Raw genomic sequence first — 16278 nt, forward strand, 5'->3', positions numbered from 1 at the left:
CTCAGTCCGTTCCGGGCCCGGCCCCGTGCCCGCGACGTGGGCGCCCGGGCCCGTTCCCGATCCTCCTTTCGAACGACGAACGACCAGGAGCAGCACAGGTGCAGTTGGTAGTCGCACGGATCGGCCGTGCCCACGGAATCAAGGGCGAGGTCACCGTCGAGGTGCGCACCGATGAGCCGGAGGTCCGCCTCGGGCCCGGCGCCGTACTCGCCACCGATCCCCCCGGAACCGGACCGCTGACCATCGAGACCGGACGCGTGCACAGCGGACGGCTGCTGCTGCGCTTCGCCGGGGTGAGCGACCGCACCGGCGCGGAGGCGCTGCGCAACGTTCTCCTCATCGCCGAGGTCGACCCCGAGGACCTCCCGGAGGACCCCGAGGAGTTCTACGACCACCAACTCATGGACCTCGACGTGGTCACCGAGGACGGTGTGGAGGTGGGCCGCATCACGGAGATCTCCCACCTGCCCTCCCAGGACCTCTTCATCGTCGAGCGGCCCGACGGGAGCGAGGTCATGATCCCGTTCGTCGCCGAGATCGTCGCCGAGATCGACCTGGACGAGCAGCGCGCCGTCATCACGCCGCCGCCGGGCCTCATCGACGACCGCGCCGTCGTCGCCTCCGCCCGCGACGCGGAACAGGAGAACGGGGCGCCCGACGGTGCTGACGAGGCCGGAGGGGCGCGCTGATGCGCCTCGACGCCGTCACGATCTTCCCCGAGTACCTCGACCCGCTGAACGTCTCCCTGGTCGGCAAGGCCCGCGCCCGCGGCGTCCTCGACGTCCGCGTCCACGACCTGCGCGACTGGACGTACGACCGCCACAACACCGTCGACGACACTCCGTACGGCGGCGGCCCCGGCATGGTCATGAAGACCGAGCCGTGGGGCGAGGCGCTCGACCAGGTCCTCGCCGACGGGTACGAGGCCGGGGCGCACAGCCCCGCCCTGGTCGTCCCCACGCCCAGCGGCCGGCCCTTCACCCAGGACCTCGCGGTCGAGCTCTCCGGCTGCCCCTGGCTGATCTTCACCCCTGCCCGCTACGAGGGGATCGACCGGCGCGTGATGGAGGAGTACGCCTCGCGGATACCCGTCCACGAGGTCTCCATCGGTGACTACGTGCTGGCCGGCGGCGAGGCCGCGGTGCTGGTCATCACCGAGGCGGTCGCCCGGCTGCTGCCGGGCGTGCTCGGCAACGCCGAGTCGCACCGCGACGACTCCTTCGCGCCCGGCGCCATGGCCGACCTGCTCGAAGGCCCCGTCTACACCAAGCCCCCGTCCTGGCGCGGCCGCGGCATCCCGGAGGTGCTGCTCAGCGGCCACCACGGGAAGATCGCGCGCTGGCGGCGCGACGAGGCCTTCCGCCGTACCATCCGCAACCGCCCCGACCTCATCGAGCGCTGCGACCCCGCCTCGCTCGACAAGAAGGACCGGTCACTCCTCGCCTCCCTGGGCTGGCAGCAGGGGCCGGACGGCCGATTTGGGCGCGGACCCGAAGCCGTGGAAGAATAGCCCGCTGTTGTACGTCCACGAGCGTTCGCCCCTGCCACAGGGGGACCGACGGCGCTCCCGGACGCGGCAGCACTCGCACATCCCTCTCATGTTCCGTTGATGACCTGTGGCATCAGCGAGGAAGCAGACATCATGTCCCACCTGCTCGACTCCGTCGACGCCGCGTCGCTGCGCAGCGACGTTCCCGCCTTCCGCCCGGGTGACACGGTCAACGTCCACGTCCGCGTCATCGAGGGCAACCGCTCCCGTGTGCAGCAGTTCAAGGGCGTCGTCATCCGCCGCCAGGGCGCCGGCGTGCGCGAGACCTTCACGGTCCGCAAGGTCTCCTTCTCCGTGGGCGTGGAGCGCACCTTCCCGGTGCACACCCCCATCGTGGAGAAGATCGAGCTGGTCACCCGCGGCGACGTTCGCCGCGCGAAGCTGTACTACCTCCGTGAGCTGCGCGGCAAGGCCGCGAAGATCAAGGAGAAGCGCGACAACTGAGCCCGCCGGGCGACGGTCCCGGTGCCCTGAGCGGCGCCGGGCCCCAGCCCACGAACAGGTCAAGCATCGCTTGCCTGTTCGTGTCCACGGCGGAGCCGGATAACATCTGGCACCGATGGACACCGAAGCACAGCAGACGGAGCGCGACCGCTCCTCCACCGCCGGACTAGGGGACGCCCCCGAGGACTCCGGGGCGGAGGAGGGGTCGCGCTCCGCGCGTCTGTCCGGGCTGCCGGGCGGCCGGTTCACCGTCGTCCTCCTCGCCTGCGTGGCCTTCGTGCTGCTCTTCAGCACCTTCGTCCTCCAGCCGTTCCAGATCCCGAGCAGGTCCATGGAACCGGCGCTGCATGTCGGCGACCGGATCCTGGTGAACAAGCTGGCGTACCGTTTCGGCGACGAGCCGCGCCGCGGGGACGTGGTCGTCTTCGACGGCACCGAATACTTCGGCGAGGGCGACTTCGTCAAGCGGGTGGTGGGGACCGGCGGCGACCGCGTCGTCTGCTGCGACGCGCGGGGCCGTCTCGCCGTCAACGGCACCGTCGTCGACGAGCCATACCTCCACCCCGGCGACGAGGCCTCCTCGGTCCCCTTCGACGTCGTCGTCCCGACCGGGCGCCTCTTCCTCCTGGGCGACCACCGGAGCGACTCCAGCGACTCCCGTGACCGGCTGGGTTCGCCCGGGGGCGGCATGGTCCCCGTGGAACGGGTGCTCGGCCGCGCGGAATGGGTCGGCTGGCCCTTCTCCCGCTGGTCCTCCGTCGGCCACTCCGGCGCGCTCGCGGAGCTGCCGGGCCGGGGCCGCCATGGGTAGGCGCGGAAAGCCCCGCGGCCGCTCCGGCGCGGGCGCCGCGCGCAGTGATAACGGGTACGCCGCGGCGCCGCCCCCTACGGGGCGTGCGGAACGGCGCAAGCTCGCCCGCAAGGTGCGCCGTCGGCGGCGCCGCTCCGCGCTCCGCGAGATACCCCTGATGATCGTCGTCGCCGTCGGGATCGCGCTCTTCCTGAAGACCTTCCTGATCCAGGCCTTCGTGATCCCCTCCGGATCGATGGAGCAGACCATCCGGATCGGCGACCGCGTCGTCGTCGACAAGCTCACCCCGTACTTCGGCTCCCGACCCCAACGGGGCGACGTGATCGTCTTCGAGGATCCGGCCGACTGGCTGCACGGCGAGCAGGCCGCCGACACCGGCGACGACTCCGCCGTCACCGCGCAGGCCAAGCGGGCGCTCTCCGCGATCGGCCTGCTCCCCTCCGACGACCAGCGCAACCTGATCAAGCGGGTCGTCGCCGTCGGCGGCGACACCGTCGTCTGCTGCGACCGGCAGGACCGGATAACCGTCAACGGAACAGCCCTCACCGAGCCCTACCTCCACCCCGGCAACAAGCCCTCCTCGCTCCGCTTCACCGTGCGCGTCCCCGAGGGCCGGTACTTCGTGATGGGTGACCACCGGGAGAACTCCGCCGACTCCCGCTACCACCGCGCCGAGGGCTACGGCGGGACAGTGCCCGGCGACCACGTGGTGGGCCGCGCCGTGGCGATAGCCTGGCCGGCGGCCCACTGGGGGAGCCTCGCGGCCCGTGAGACGTACGCGGCGGTGCCCGACGCGCCAGGCGGATCGACGGCGGCCGACGGGGCGTCGCATAAGGTGGCGTCCCAGGATCCGAACAGAACGATCCCCCTCCCGACCCCTGCGGAACTCCCGCTCGTTATGGGAGTGGTGGTCCTGCGCCGTACGAGGCGAGGACAGCGGCACACAGTGAGGAGTCGATGTGGGGGATGTGGCGGTGGGCGCACGGTCCGGACGCGAGCCCGAGGGTGGTTCCGGACGCCCCGAGGACGAGTCGGCGCAGTACGCCGACGGGCCCGGAGGATCCGGTCGGGACGACGGGCCCGAGGATCAGGGGCGCAAGGGGAAGAGGCGCATCCCCTTCTGGCTGGAGATCCCGTTCCTGATCGTCATCGCGCTGGGACTGGCGCTGCTGATCAAGACCTTCCTCGTGCAGGCATTCTCGATTCCCTCGGAGTCGATGCAGAACGCCCTGCAGAAGGGTGACCGGGTCCTGGTGGACAAGCTCACCCCGTGGTTCGGCAGTGAGCCGGAGCGAGGCGAGGTGATCGTCTTCCACGACCCGGACGGCTGGCTGGCCAACGAGGTCGTCGCGGAGCCCAACTCGGTCCAGCGCTTCCTCAGCTTCATCGGTCTGATGCCCTCCTCGGAGGAGAAGGACCTGATCAAGCGGGTCATCGGAGTCCCGGGCGACACCGTCGAGTGCAACGGCACAGGACCGCTCAAGGTCAACGGCAAGGCGCTCGACGAGCCGTACGTCTTCCCCGGCAACACCCCGTGCAGCCCCGACGACACGGGCGGCACCTTCAAGGTGACCGTTCCCGACGGCAAATTCTGGGTCATGGGCGACCACCGCCAGTCCTCGCTCGACTCTCGGTACCACCAGAACGACGAGAACGCCGGCATGGTCCCCGCCGACGAGGTCGTCGGGCGCGCCATCGTCGTCGCCTGGCCGCCCACGCGCTGGTCGACGCTGCCGGTGCCGGACACCTTCGACCAGCCCGGCCTCAACGCCGCGCTCGGCGCCGCCCCGGGCGTCCTGGGCCTCGCCGGTGTCGTACCGCTCGCCCTCTGGCGGCGGCGACGGGTTACCGCCCGCCGGACCGACGGGTAGGGTGCCGTCCCAGATCGCCGCTTCCCGCCGCCCGACACCTGCCGGGACGGCGGGAAGACCATTTTCTCCGAGGCGGGGGCGGGCTGGGATGAGCACCACACGAAGCACGGAAGACCGTACCGACCGGACGGACGGTACGGACGAGGGCCACGGCCGGCTCGGCAGGATCCTGTCGGGCGCCGCCGTGGCCCTCGGCTGTGTGCTCTTCCTCGGGGGGTTCGCCTGGGGGGCGCTGCTCTACCAGCCCTACGCGGTCCCGACGGGGTCGATGGCCCCGACGATCAGCGCGGGGGAGCGGGTCCTCGCCCAGCGCATCGACGGGGCCGACGTGCGCCGCGGCGACGTGGTGGTCTTCAAGGAGGCCGAGTGGGGCGACCTGCCCATGGTCAAGCGCGTCGTGGCCGTCGGCGGCGACGAGGTCGCCTGCTGCACCGGAGGGCAGCTCACGGTGAACGGCGAGGCCGTCGACGAGCCCTACCTGCCCGTCGGCACCCCCGCCTCGGTCTCCGGCATCCCCCGGACCACCGTCCCTGAGGGGCGGCTGTTCCTGCTGGGCGACGAGCGTGCGGGCTCCCTCGACTCCACCGCCCACCTCCAGGAGGTCGGCCGCGGCTCCGTGTCCCGGGACGCGGTCGTGGCGCGGGTCGACGCGGTCGCCTGGCCGATGGAGGGCATGCTGGCCCGCCCCGACGGGTTCGCGGCGCTGCCCGGCGGCATCTCCGAGCCGGGACCGCTGAAGGCGGTGGTCGCGGCCGTGGCCGGCGGCGCGGTACTGATCCTGGGCGGCGCCGCGTACGGGCCGGTCGCGGCGCGGTTCGGCCGGGCGGCGCGGCAACGGCGTACGGCGGGCGCACGTGGCGCCTGACCAGCCCCGCGACGGCGTGGCGGAGACCGGCGCGGAGTCGCTGCGGCGTGTCGCCCGGGTCGTACTCCTCGATCCCGACGAACGGGTGCTGCTCCTCCACGGCCACGAACCGGACGACGCCTCGGTGGACTGGTGGTTCACGCCGGGCGGCGGCCTGGAGGGCGTGGAGACCCACGAGGAGGCGGCCCGCCGGGAACTCGCCGAGGAGACCGGGATCACGGACATCGAACTCGGCCCCGAGCTCTGGAGGCGCGTCTGCTCCTTCACCTTCGCCGGGCGCCGCTGGAACCAGGACGAGCGGTACTACCTCGCGCGCACCCGGAGCAGTGTGACGGGGCCCACCGCGCTCACCGAGCTGGAGCGACGTACCGTCGCAGGTGCGCGGTGGTGGTCGTGCGAGGAGCTGACCAGGACGCATGAGACGGTGTATCCGACCAGACTCGCCGAACTGCTGCGCACGCTGCTCGACGAAGGAGCCCCGGCCAGGCCCATGACGCTCGACAGGTAAACGTCCAGCGCCGAGCGGGGCTGGCGCACAATGGGGGCACGCACGGCTGAAGGGGAACATGCCATGAGCGCCGAGGACCTCGAAAAGTACGAGACCGAGATGGAGCTGAAGCTCTACCGGGAGTACCGCGATGTCGTCGGTCTGTTCAAATACGTGATCGAGACCGAGCGGCGCTTCTACCTCACCAACGACTACGACATGCAGGTCCACTCCGTGCAGGGCGAGGTCTTCTTCGAGGTCTCCATGGCGGACGCCTGGGTGTGGGACATGTACCGGCCGGCGCGGTTCGTGAAGCAGGTCCGGGTGCTGACCTTCAAGGACGTGAACATCGAGGAGCTCAACAAGAGCGACCTGGAGCTGCCTGGCGGGTGAGCCGGGCGGGGGCGGCGTGACGGGGCGCGCTCCGGAGGAGGCGGCGTACGGGGGGACGCGGGCCCGGTGGGCGCGGCGTGCGGAACGTACGGGGCGGGTGCGTCGGGCGTGGCGTACGGGGCGCGTGAGCTGGGGTTTTGCGGTCCGCCCCCGCGGCGTACGGTGCGGCACGCCCGGGCCCCGCGACGCCGCGCGGCCGACGACGCCGCGCGGCCGACGACGCCGCGCGGCCGACGACGCCGCGCGGCCGGTGACGCCGCGGCCGGCGTTCGCGACGCAGGGCGCCCCCGCAGCAGCTCCGCCGCACACCACGCGGGCGCCGCCCCCGAGCCGCCCTCACTGCCGGCTCCTCGCCCCCACCCCGGCCCGAGGGTGACGGAATTGTCCACAACGGCGGCGTTGTCCACCATGATCCGTCGGCACGTTTCCGGCCCCCCACTGTCGGTGCCGGAGGTGATGCCGCATGAACGCACGAGGCGCTCTGGGCCGGTACGGCGAAGATGTGGCGGTCAGGACGTTGACCGCCGCCGGGATGCGGATCCTGGCGAGGAACTGGCGCGCGGGACGCGCCGGAGAGATCGATGTGGTGGCCCGCGACGGTGACGTCCTGGTCCTGTGCGAGGTCAAGACCCGGCGGCCGGGCCCGTTCGGGCACCCGTCGGCCGCGATCACGGCGGAGAAGGCGGAACGCATCCGCCGCCTCGCTGAGCTCTGGCTCGCGGAACACGGGGGACCGCCGCAGGGAGGCGTACGGATCGACCTTGTGGGCGTCGTGCTGCCACCGCGCGGGGCGGCACGCGTCGAGCATGTGCGGGGGCTGAGCTGATGGCGTTCGCACGGACCTACGCGGTCACCCTGGTCGGTGTCGAAGGAATCATCGTCGAGGTCCAGGCGGACCTGGAGCCGGGCGTCGCGTCCTTCGCTCTGGTGGGGCTCCCGGACAAGACGCTGGTGGAGAGCCGGGACCGGGTGCGGGCCGCCGTGGTCAACGCGGGCATCGAATGGCCGCAGCGCAAGCTGACCATCGGCCTCAGCCCGGCATCCGTCCCCAAGAGCGGCAGCGGGTTCGACCTCGCCGTGGCCACCGCAGTGCTCGGCGCCGCCGAGCTCATCGACCCCCGCACCCTCACCGACATGGTCATGATCGGTGAACTCGGTCTCGACGGCCGCGTACGGCCGGTACGCGGAGTGCTCCCCGCCGTACTGGCAGCCGCGGAGGCCGGGTACGAGCAGGTCGTCGTCCCCGAGTGCTCGGCCGCCGAGGCCGCCCTGGTGCCCGGCGTGTCGGTGCTCGGCATCCGTACGCTGCGCCAGCTCGTGGCGCTGCTCACCGACACGCCCGTCCCGGACGAGGAGCCCGATCCCTCGGGCCGCCCCGACCCGCTGCTGTCGGGCCTCAGCTTCCCGGGCACAGGCATCGGCGCCCTGAGCCAGACGGGAGACGGCCGACGGCTGGACTTCGCCGACGTCGCCGGTCAGCACCTTGCCCGCGGGGCTCTGGAGGTCGCCGCGGCCGGGGGACATCACATCTACCTGAAGGGACCGCCCGGAGCGGGCAAGACGATGCTCGCCGAGCGCCTCCCGGGCCTCATGCCACCCCTGGACCGGGCGGCCGCCCTGGAGGTCACGGCTGTCCACTCGGTGGCCGGAGTCCTCCAGGCGGGCGGCCCCCTGCTCAGCCGGCCCCCGTACTGCGCTCCACACCACTCGGCGACCATGCAGTCGCTGGTCGGCGGGGGCAACGGGCTGCCCCGCCCGGGTGCCGTCTCCCTCGCCCACCGGGGCGTGCTCTTTCTGGACGAGGCTCCCGAGTTCGGCGTCCGGGCCCTCGACGCGCTGCGCCAGCCCCTCGAATCCGGTCACGTCGTGATCGCCCGCGCGGCCGGAGTGGTCCGGCTCCCGGCGCAGTTCCTCATGGTGCTGGCAGCCAACCCATGCCCCTGCGGGCGTCACGGCGCGCAGGGCGACCCGTGCGACTGCATGCCGTCCGTCGTGCGGCGCTACCAGGCCAGGCTCTCGGGACCGCTCCTGGACCGGGTCGACCTGCGGGTCGACGTCGACCGTGTCTCCCGGTCCCAGCTGATCGGCACGGGGGAGCGCGGCGAGTCCACGGAGACCGTCGCCGCGCGGGTGCTGGAGGCCCGCCAGCGCGCCGAACAGCGGTTCCTCGGCACACCGTGGCGGACGAACAGCGAAGTGCCGGGGCACGTCCTGCGCACCCGTTGGCACGCCGCGTCGGGGGCGATGCACGCCGCGGAACGGGAGCTGGAGCGCGGCCTGCTCAGCGCCCGCGGCCTGGACCGCGTACTGCGCGTGGCCTGGACCGTCGCCGACCTCGCGGGACACGACCAGCCGGACTCGGGCGACGTGGAGGCGGCGCTCCAACTCCGCACCGGGGTCTCCCGGGGCGTGCCCAGCACGGCGGGAGGCGCGCGATGACGGCACCGGACGCCGGAGGGCTCTTCTCCGCTCAGGGACCGGCGACCGGCAGCGAACGGAAGGCACGAACGGAGGACTCCGACCGGTTCGCCAGAGCCGGCCTGACCCGAGTCCTGGAACCGGGTGACCCGCGAGGAGGCCAGTGGCTGCGGTCGATGGGCCCGGCGGCACTGCTGGACCGGTTGCGCGGCGAAGGGCCGCCGCTCCCCGGTGCTACGGCGGGGAGGATGGCCGGGCTGCGGCTGCGGGCCCAGCAGGCCCGCCCTGAGCTCGACCTGGCGGTCGCACGGGAGGCCGGAGCCCGGTTCGTCTGCCCCGGCGACGCCGAGTGGCCCGCTCAGCTCGACGACCTCGGCGATGCCCGGCCCGTCGGGCTCTGGGTGCGTGGTACGCCCTGGTTGCGCTTCTGGGCGCTCCGTTCCGTCGCGCTGGTCGGCGCCAGGGCGTGCACCGACTACGGGGCGCACGCCGCGGGCCTCTTGGGGGCCGGACTGGCGGAGCGCGGCTGGGTGGTGGTCTCGGGCGGTGCGTACGGGATCGACGGCGCGGCCCACCGGGCGGTCCTCGGCGCGGGCGGCGCCACGGTCGCGGTCCTGGCCTCCGGAGTCGACAGCCCCTATCCGCGAGGACACGCCCAGCTCATCGCACGGATCGCCGAACAGGGCCTCGTGGTGAGTGAGTTGCCGCCGGGGGAACACCCGACGCCGAGCAGGTTCGTCCTGCGCAACCGCGTCATCGCCGCACTGACGCGGGGAACCGTGGTGGTGGAGGCGGCCCACCGCAGCGGGGCACTGTCGACGGCACGCGCCGCTCTGCGCCTGGGGCGTGCCGCCATGGGTGTCCCCGGCCCCGTGACCAGCAGCCTCTCCGCGGGAGTGCACGAACTGCTGCGCGGTGAGGGCCACCTGGTGGCGGACGCCGGTGACGTCATCGAACTCGTCGGTGGCATCGGGGAGCTGGCCCCCGTCAAGTCCGGTCCGGTGCTGCCCAGGGACCTCCTGCCCGAGCGGCTGGGGCAGGCCCTGGAGGCCGTACCGGGTGGCGCCGGCGGGGCCCTGGAACAGATCGCGCGTGCGGCGGCCACCAGCGTCGACGAGACGGTCGGCAACCTGTACGAACTGATGGCTCTCGGCTACGTCGAACGCAGAGGGAAGAACTGGAAGTTGACACGCCAGGCGCTTTCGGGCGGATTTCCGACCTGTGACGATCCGGTAGCTAAAGTGCCTAGCTGTCCGGATCATGCCCCATGACCTTGGCTGTTGCGAGGTTCGCCGCCCCGGTGTGCTGGTCGCACCGGGGCCGGGCGGGGCGCGCGAGGCGCCCGGTGGGGCGCAAATGTCCCGCTCCGACCCCGTACCCTTCGCTCAACGCGACCCCTTCGTCACGTTACGCTCGCAAGGATTTCGACTCAGACACGCCATCGGACCATCAATCTCCCCCAGTTCACGGCAGAACGGCTCAAGGCGACGAATGCCCCAGCACACCTCCGGGTCTGACCGGGCGGCAGGACCTCCCGCCGCCCGCGGCAGCGTGCGGCCCAAGGCTCCCTCCACGCTTGAGGAGCTGTGGAGCTCCTACAAGGCCACGGGCGACGCACGACTGCGCGAGCAACTGATCCTGCACTACTCCCCGCTGGTCAAGTACGTCGCGGGCCGCGTGAGCGTCGGCCTGCCGCCCAACGTGGAGCAGGCCGACTTCGTCTCGTCCGGGATCTTCGGGCTGATCGACGCCATCGAGAAGTTCGACCCGGAACGGTCGATCAAGTTCGAGACGTACGCCATCACGCGGATCCGGGGCGCGATGATCGACGAACTCCGCGCCCTGGACTGGATCCCCCGCTCCGTCCGGCAGAAGGCTCGCAACGTGGAGCGCGCGTACGCCTCGCTGGAGGCCGAACTGCACCGCACACCCAGCGAGGCGGAAGTGGCCGCCGAGATGGGCATCGCGGTGGAGGACCTCCACGCGGTTTTCAGCCAGCTCTCCCTGGCGAACGTGGTGGCCCTCGAGGAACTCCTCCACGGCGGTGGCGAAGGCGGCGGGGACCGCCTCAGCATCATGGACACCCTGGAGGACACCTCCGCGGACAACCCCGTCGAACTCGCCGAGGACCGTGAACTGCGCCGCCTGCTCGCCGGAGCGATCAACCTTCTCCCGGAGCGCGAGAAGACCGTGGTCACGTTGTACTACTACGAAGGCCTGACCCTTGCCGAGATCGGCCACGTACTGGGTGTGACCGAAAGCAGAGTGAGTCAGATCCACACGAAATCGGTTCTGCAGCTCCGGGCGAAACTGTCCAGTTTCGGCCGCTGACGCCCTCTGGGGCCACGGCGGCGCTGCCAGCCTTCCCTGCCTGCGCGGCGCGGGTGCGGGAGCCTGGTCCGGGCCGGCGCCGCGGGGCTCCTGGCGTCCAGCTCACGACGCGGGCGCAGAGAGATTCCAGCGGCGCGACCCACGCGAAGAGGGCGTACCGGCTGCCGCCGCGTACGCGTCATCCGTACAGTGGGAACGTGCCAAGGATTCGAGCGGCCTCCGTGGCCGAGCACCGGTCGATGCAACGCGGCGCCCTCCTGGACGCCGCCAGGTCCCTTCTGTCCGAGGGCGGTACGGACGCCCTCACCTTTCCTGCGCTCGCCGAACGTACGGGGCTGGCGCGGTCCTCCGTCTACGAGTACTTCCGCTCGCGCGGGGCCGTGGTGGAGGAACTCTGCGAGGTCGACATCCCTGTCTGGGCCGCCGAGGTCGAAGTGGCCATGGAGCGCGAAGCCACGCCGGAGGCCAAGGTCGAGGCGTACGTCCGTACGCAGCTCGCCCTGGTCGGGGACCGCAGGCACCGTGCCGTCGTGGCCATCTCGGCGAGTGAGCTCGACGCCGGCGCCCGGGAGAAGATCCGCGCGGCCCACGGAGGGCTCGTGACCGTCGTGGTGGACGCCCTGGAGGGCATGGGGCACGACCGCCCGCGGCTCGCCGCCATGCTGCTCCAAGGCGTGGTCGACGCGGCCGTGCGGCGCATCGAACTGGGGGCGGCCGAGGACCCGCAGGCCATCATCGAGGCGACCGTGGCGATGGCCCTCGGCGGCGTCCGCGGCTGAGGCGCCCACGGCGTGCCCGTCCCCGCTCCCGGCGCGGGCCGGTGGAAGCGGGGCGCCCGCGGGCGGAGTCGGCGGGTCCGGTCCGCCCTGCGGAACGCGTGGCGGCGTGGGTGTCGCCCGGATGCGTCCGGTTTTGCTTCCTCGGTGCGGCGTGCGGGCGGTGCGTCGCCCCTGTGTACGTCGCGGGCCGCGCTGCGGAGACCGCCGCTCGGCCGGAGCCGGACGGCTCCGGGACTCCGGCCACGGGCAGCAGGCGGGAAGGCCTGCGATGCAGCATCCACTCGGGGAGCAGGGAGAGCGGGTTCAGGTACTCCTTGCCACGCAGCAGGCCCCAGTGGAGACACGAGTGCGGGCAATGAGTACTGCTCCCCAGTACGGCCACCGGCTGCCCCGCCACCACTTCGTCGCCGACGCGCACCAAAGGGCGTACCGGCTCGTACGTGATGCGCAGAGGGGGGTCGCCGCTGTCGGCCAGTTCGATGGCGACCACGCCGCGACCTGCTACCGGACCGGCGAAGGACACGCGTCCGGAAGCGGCCGCTCGCACCGTTGTGCCCTCGGGGGCGCTCAGGTCCACTCCTCGATGGCCCGGCCCGAAATCGGTCGCCGGCGGCTCCCAGCCGCGCACGACGCGAGGCCGGGCGCCGACCGGCCATGACCGGCTGCCGGGGACGGCGGCAGGAGAGGGCGCGTCGGACCGCTCCCGGTGGGGCCTGGCGGCCGGGCGAGCCTGGCCCTGCGGGCGTGACGTAGCAGCCCGCCGGGGCCGGGGCTTCGCCGGGGCAGCGTCGGGTCGAGGACGCTGCGTGGCGGGGTCGGGGAGGCGCGGAGCGGGATGGGCGGCGATGTCCTCGCTGCTGGGAGCGGCCTTAGGCGGCGTGAGGAGGTCCGGGGTGGCGGCTCTGGCTGTCGCGGCCAGGGCCAGAGCGAGGGCTCCGCAGAGCAGTACCGTCCCGGCGCGGGTGAGCGCGAGGTGTCGCGGGGGTGTCGACCGCACGGTGGCGGCGGGGCCGACGCGGCACCTGGGCGCCGCTGCCCAGTACAACTGGGCGGCCAGGACTCCGCCCCTGTGCGTGGCCGCCCATGCTCGCTCAGGCCTTTCGAGGGCAGGGATGAGGGCGCCCGTGACCGGACTGGCAGGCGTGCGTCGGGTGCGTGGGTTGAAGGCCGCCCGGGCGATCGGGCGGACGAAGCGGGCAAGTGCGTAACTCTCAGTGTTCATGGCCCCACAGTCGCTCTTTGCGGGCGATTTCGTGGATCATGATCCGAATCTGTGGACTACCGGCTGGTTGTGGACAGCGGCGTCACCCGGTGGGTCGGCGGTCCCGTACACTTCTGATGGCGATCCGGGTCACCGGGTCGACTTCGCACGCCCCGACGTCAACCCCTCTGGTTGGCGTCCGCGCTCCTCGGTCCTCAGGGCACAGCGCGCGGGGCGTCAGGCGTGACCGCCGTCCGGTGGTCGCGGCAACCGAGAACTCAAGGAGATACGGCCATGGCCGTCGTCACGATGCGGGAGCTGCTGGAAAGCGGCGTCCACTTCGGTCACCAGACCCGCCGCTGGAACCCGAAGATGAAGCGCTTCATCTTCACGGAGCGCAACGGCATCTACATCATCGACCTGCTCCAGTCGCTGTCGTACATCGACCGCGCCTACGAGTTCGTCAAGGAGACCGTCGCCCACGGCGGCACGGTGATGTTCGTCGGTACGAAGAAGCAGGCGCAGGAGGCCATCGCGGAGCAGGCCACCCGCGTCGGCATGCCGTACGTCAACCAGCGCTGGCTGGGCGGCATGCTCACCAACTTCTCCACCGTCTACAAGCGCCTCCAGCGCCTCAAGGAGCTGGAGCAGATCGACTTCGAGGACGTGGCCGCCTCCGGCCTCACCAAGAAGGAGCTCCTGGTCCTCTCGCGTGAGAAGGCCAAGCTGGAGAAGACCCTCGGTGGTATCCGCGAGATGCAGAAGGTGCCCAGCGCCGTCTGGATCGTGGACACCAAGAAGGAGCACATCGCCGTCGGTGAGGCGCGCAAGCTCCACATCCCGGTCGTCGCGATCCTCGACACCAACTGCGACCCCGACGAGGTCGACTACAAGATCCCGGGCAACGACGACGCGATCCGCTCCGTCACCCTGCTCACCCGCGTGATCGCCGACGCCGTCGCCGAGGGCCTCATCGCCCGCTCCGGCGTCGCCACCGGCGACTCGAAGCCGGGCGACAAGGCCGCCGGCGAGCCGCTGGCCGAGTGGGAGCGCGACCTGCTCGAGGGCGACAAGAAGCCCGCCGAGGCCACCGAGGCCGAGACCCCCGCCGTCGACGCCGAGGTGCAGACCTCCGCCGAGACGGAGAAGGTCGCCGACGCCGAGCAGGCTGTGGCCCCGGCCGCTGCCGAGGAGGCCACGGGCGCCGCGGCCGTCGAGCCCGAGCAGGCCTGACCGATCCTCATCGGTTGCTGACGGCGGGGGCTGGACCAGCCCCCGCCGTCCACCCGTAGATCTTCCAGACTTCGAGAGAGATTCACATCACCATGGCGAACTACACCGCCGCCGACGTCAAGAAGCTCCGCGAGCTCACCGGCGCCGGCATGATGGACTGCAAGAAGGCCCTCGACGAGGCCGAGGGCAGCGTCGACAAGGCTGTCGAGCTCCTCCGCGTCAAGGGCCAGAAGGGCGTCGCCAAGCGCGAGGGCCGCTCCGCCGAGAACGGCGCCGTCGTCTCCCTCATCGCCGACGACCACACCTCCGGGGTCCTCGTCGAGCTGAAGTGCGAGACGGACTTCGTCGCCAAGGGCGAGAAGTTCCAGCACGTCGCCAACACCCTCGCCCAGCACATCGCCGCAACCTCCCCGGCCGACCTGGAGGCGCTGCTCGCCTCCGAGATCGAGTCCGGCAAGACGGTCCAGGCGTACGTGGACGAGGCCAACGCCAACCTCGGCGAGAAGATCGTCCTGGACCGCTTCGCGCAGTTCACGGGCGGCTACGTCGCGGCGTACATGCACCGCACCATGCCTGACCTGCCCCCGCAGATCGGTGTCCTCGTCGAGCTCGACAAGGAGAACGCCGAGGTCGCCAAGGACGTCGCGCAGCACATCGCCGCCTTCTCGCCGAAGTACCTCTCGCGTGACGAGGTGCCGGCCGAGGTCGTCGAGAACGAGCGTCGCGTCGCCGAGGAGACCTCGCGCAACGAGGGCAAGCCCGAGGCCGCGCTTCCGAAGATCGTCGAGGGCCGGGTGAACGGCTTCTTCAAGGAGGTCACACTCCTCGACCAGCCTTTCGCCAAGGACAACAAGAAGTCCGTCCAGAAGATCCTGGACGAGGCCGGTGTCAGCCTGAAGCGCTTTGCGCGCATCAAGGTCGGCATCTGAGTCCGTACCGCGATCGACATACGGCCCTCACGGGGCCGGTAGCGGACGCCACGGTGCGCCGCGTCGGACGCACCGGACGACCGCAGATCTGACGAGGAGGCCATTGCCGCGATCGGGATACCGCATCCACCGGCAATGGCCTCCTTCGTATGTGTACGAGGAGAAGACCCCATGGGCAATGTTGACAGTGCTGCCAGGAGCGAGGACGGCAAAGGAGCCGGCCGTTTCCTGCTGAAGCTTTCCGGCGAGGCTTTCGCCGGCGGCGGGGGGCTCGGCGTCGACCCCGACGTGGTGCATGCCATCGCCCGTGAGATCGCCGCCGTGGTCCGCGACGGCGCACAGATCGCCGTGGTGATCGGCGGCGGCAACTTCTTCCGCGGCGCCGAACTCCAGCAGCGGGGCATGGACCGCGCGCGCTCCGACTACATGGGCATGCTCGGCACCGTCATGAACTGCCTCGCGCTCCAGGACTTCCTGGAGAAGGAAGGCATCGACTCGCGGGTCCAGACGGCCATCACCATGGGGCAGGTGGCCGAGCCGTACATCCCGCTCCGTGCGGTGCGGCACCTGGAGAAGGGCCGCGTCGTCATCTTCGGCGCGGGCATGGGCATGCCGTACTTCTCCACCGACACCACCGCCGCCCAGCGCGCGCTCGAGATCGACGCCGAAGCGCTGCTGATGGGGAAGAACGGTGTCGACGGGGTCTACGATTCCGACCCGAAGGCCAACCCGGACGCGGTCAAGTTCGACGCCCTGGGCTACGGCGAGGTCATCACCCGGGACCTCAAGGTCGCCGACATGACCGCCATCACGCTGTGCCGGGACAACAAGCTGCCCATCCTGGTCTTCGAACTTCTCGCGGCCGGCAATATCGCCCGGGCCGTGAAGGGTGAGAAGATCGGCACGCTCGTGGGCGAGCCGCGCGCCCGGGACTGACCCGTCAGCGTCCCCCCGTGGGGATGGACAA

Annotated in this window: 17 protein-coding genes and 1 pseudogene; 17 read left to right on the forward strand and 1 reads right to left on the reverse strand. The window is 71.6% G+C overall.

Annotation, left to right across the window (positions count from 1 at the left end; all coding sequences use genetic code 11):
- Positions 1-98 precede the first annotated feature (98 nt).
- The 14 genes and pseudogenes from rimM to ACFWMZ_RS13025 all read left to right on the forward strand — a co-directional run bounded on the left by rimM (position 99) and on the right by ACFWMZ_RS13025 (position 11948).
- Positions 99-689 carry a ribosome maturation factor RimM gene (rimM, locus tag ACFWMZ_RS12960; RefSeq protein ID WP_383180856.1) on the forward strand — a complete coding sequence of 197 codons (591 nt, stop codon included), beginning with the start codon at positions 99-101 and terminating at the stop codon, positions 687-689.
- Positions 689-1510, forward strand: a complete 822-nt coding sequence (gene trmD / locus ACFWMZ_RS12965; protein WP_383180853.1) for a tRNA (guanosine(37)-N1)-methyltransferase TrmD — start codon at positions 689-691, stop codon at positions 1508-1510. Before rimM ends, trmD begins: the two co-directional genes overlap by 1 nt.
- A gap of 132 nt (positions 1511-1642) precedes the next feature.
- Entirely contained in the window at positions 1643-1993 is a 351-nt protein-coding gene (gene rplS / locus ACFWMZ_RS12970; protein WP_020128707.1) for a 50S ribosomal protein L19, read from the forward strand.
- Positions 1994-2108: 115 nt separating this feature from the next.
- Positions 2109-2804, forward strand: coding sequence for a signal peptidase I (gene lepB / locus ACFWMZ_RS12975; protein ID WP_383201392.1), 696 nt, complete (start codon positions 2109-2111; stop codon positions 2802-2804).
- A 157-nt stretch (positions 2805-2961) separates the two neighbouring features.
- Positions 2962-3486, forward strand: a pseudogene (gene lepB, locus ACFWMZ_RS12980) (signal peptidase I); the annotation flags it as partial.
- A 277-nt stretch (positions 3487-3763) separates the two neighbouring features.
- The gene (gene lepB, locus ACFWMZ_RS12985) at positions 3764-4675 is read left to right on the forward strand and encodes a signal peptidase I (RefSeq protein ID WP_383180848.1); all 912 of its coding nucleotides are present in this window, start codon (positions 3764-3766) and stop codon (positions 4673-4675) included.
- A gap of 88 nt (positions 4676-4763) precedes the next feature.
- A complete protein-coding gene (lepB, locus tag ACFWMZ_RS12990; RefSeq protein WP_383201395.1) occupies positions 4764-5540 on the forward strand; it encodes a signal peptidase I in 777 nt (258 codons plus the stop codon).
- Complete coding sequence (locus ACFWMZ_RS12995) at positions 5530-6048, forward strand: NUDIX hydrolase (RefSeq protein WP_383180842.1); 519 nt, start codon at positions 5530-5532, stop codon at positions 6046-6048. The genes lepB (ACFWMZ_RS12990) and ACFWMZ_RS12995 overlap by 11 nt, the downstream gene beginning before the upstream one ends.
- 63 nt (positions 6049-6111) lie before the next feature.
- Entirely contained in the window at positions 6112-6420 is a 309-nt protein-coding gene (locus ACFWMZ_RS13000; RefSeq protein ID WP_383180839.1) for a DUF2469 domain-containing protein, read from the forward strand.
- Positions 6421-6883: 463 nt separating this feature from the next.
- On the forward strand, positions 6884-7246 hold the full coding sequence (locus ACFWMZ_RS13005) for a YraN family protein (RefSeq protein ID WP_383180837.1): 363 nt from the start codon (positions 6884-6886) through the stop codon (positions 7244-7246).
- A complete protein-coding gene (locus ACFWMZ_RS13010) occupies positions 7246-8859 on the forward strand; it encodes a YifB family Mg chelatase-like AAA ATPase (protein ID WP_383180834.1) in 1614 nt (537 codons plus the stop codon). Before ACFWMZ_RS13005 ends, ACFWMZ_RS13010 begins: the two co-directional genes overlap by 1 nt.
- Positions 8856-10109, forward strand: coding sequence for a DNA-processing protein DprA (gene dprA, locus ACFWMZ_RS13015; protein WP_383201399.1), 1254 nt, complete (start codon positions 8856-8858; stop codon positions 10107-10109). The genes ACFWMZ_RS13010 and dprA overlap by 4 nt, the downstream gene beginning before the upstream one ends.
- A 220-nt stretch (positions 10110-10329) precedes the next feature.
- Positions 10330-11169 carry an RNA polymerase sigma factor WhiG gene (gene whiG, locus ACFWMZ_RS13020; RefSeq protein WP_383180825.1) on the forward strand — a complete coding sequence of 280 codons (840 nt, stop codon included), beginning with the start codon at positions 10330-10332 and terminating at the stop codon, positions 11167-11169.
- 221 nt (positions 11170-11390) lie between these two features.
- A complete protein-coding gene (locus ACFWMZ_RS13025) occupies positions 11391-11948 on the forward strand; it encodes a TetR/AcrR family transcriptional regulator (protein WP_383180888.1) in 558 nt (185 codons plus the stop codon).
- On the opposite strand, the gene ACFWMZ_RS13030 is transcribed toward ACFWMZ_RS13025, so the two are convergent.
- Positions 11902-13170 carry a peptidoglycan DD-metalloendopeptidase family protein gene (locus tag ACFWMZ_RS13030; RefSeq protein ID WP_383201402.1) on the reverse strand — a complete coding sequence of 423 codons (1269 nt, stop codon included), beginning with the start codon at positions 13168-13170 and terminating at the stop codon, positions 11902-11904. The genes ACFWMZ_RS13025 and ACFWMZ_RS13030 overlap by 47 nt on opposite strands.
- A 273-nt stretch (positions 13171-13443) precedes the next feature.
- Here ACFWMZ_RS13030 and rpsB point away from each other — a divergent pair, with 273 nt between their 5' ends.
- The 3 genes from rpsB (at position 13444) to pyrH (ending at position 16247) form a co-directional block, all read left to right on the forward strand.
- Positions 13444-14382 (forward strand): 30S ribosomal protein S2, encoded by a 939-nt coding sequence (gene rpsB, locus ACFWMZ_RS13035; protein ID WP_383180819.1) that lies wholly within the window; start codon positions 13444-13446, stop codon positions 14380-14382.
- Between the two features lie 92 nt (positions 14383-14474).
- Complete coding sequence (gene tsf, locus ACFWMZ_RS13040) at positions 14475-15311, forward strand: translation elongation factor Ts (RefSeq protein ID WP_003951138.1); 837 nt, start codon at positions 14475-14477, stop codon at positions 15309-15311.
- 171 nt (positions 15312-15482) lie between these two features.
- Complete coding sequence (gene pyrH, locus ACFWMZ_RS13045) at positions 15483-16247, forward strand: UMP kinase (protein ID WP_100457664.1); 765 nt, start codon at positions 15483-15485, stop codon at positions 16245-16247.
- Positions 16248-16278 lie beyond the last annotated feature (31 nt).

Origin of the sequence: Streptomyces sp. NPDC058373, assembly GCF_042723275.1 — a bacterium.
In the GTDB taxonomy this organism is placed as follows: Bacteria; Actinomycetota; Actinomycetes; order Streptomycetales; family Streptomycetaceae; genus Streptomyces.

Excerpts from the sequence above, each read along its gene's own strand:
- rpsB (WP_383180819.1), top strand. The coding sequence starts at position 13,444 with ATGGCCGTCGTCACGATGCGGGAGCTGCTGGAAAGCGGCGTCCACTTC.
- dprA (WP_383201399.1), top strand. The coding sequence starts at position 8,856 with ATGACGGCACCGGACGCCGGAGGGCTCTTCTCCGCTCAGGGACCGGCG.
- rplS (WP_020128707.1), top strand. The coding sequence starts at position 1,643 with ATGTCCCACCTGCTCGACTCCGTCGACGCCGCGTCGCTGCGCAGCGAC.
- trmD (WP_383180853.1), top strand. The coding sequence starts at position 689 with ATGCGCCTCGACGCCGTCACGATCTTCCCCGAGTACCTCGACCCGCTG.
- pyrH (WP_100457664.1), top strand. The coding sequence starts at position 15,483 with ATGGGCAATGTTGACAGTGCTGCCAGGAGCGAGGACGGCAAAGGAGCC.
- ACFWMZ_RS13005 (WP_383180837.1), top strand. The coding sequence starts at position 6,884 with ATGAACGCACGAGGCGCTCTGGGCCGGTACGGCGAAGATGTGGCGGTC.
- ACFWMZ_RS13030 (WP_383201402.1), bottom strand. The coding sequence starts at position 13,170 with ATGAACACTGAGAGTTACGCACTTGCCCGCTTCGTCCGCCCGATCGCC.
- lepB (WP_383201392.1), top strand. The coding sequence starts at position 2,109 with ATGGACACCGAAGCACAGCAGACGGAGCGCGACCGCTCCTCCACCGCC.
- tsf (WP_003951138.1), top strand. The coding sequence starts at position 14,475 with ATGGCGAACTACACCGCCGCCGACGTCAAGAAGCTCCGCGAGCTCACC.
- ACFWMZ_RS13000 (WP_383180839.1), top strand. The coding sequence starts at position 6,112 with ATGAGCGCCGAGGACCTCGAAAAGTACGAGACCGAGATGGAGCTGAAG.
- lepB (WP_383201395.1), top strand. The coding sequence starts at position 4,764 with ATGAGCACCACACGAAGCACGGAAGACCGTACCGACCGGACGGACGGT.
- whiG (WP_383180825.1), top strand. The coding sequence starts at position 10,330 with ATGCCCCAGCACACCTCCGGGTCTGACCGGGCGGCAGGACCTCCCGCC.
- ACFWMZ_RS13010 (WP_383180834.1), top strand. The coding sequence starts at position 7,246 with ATGGCGTTCGCACGGACCTACGCGGTCACCCTGGTCGGTGTCGAAGGA.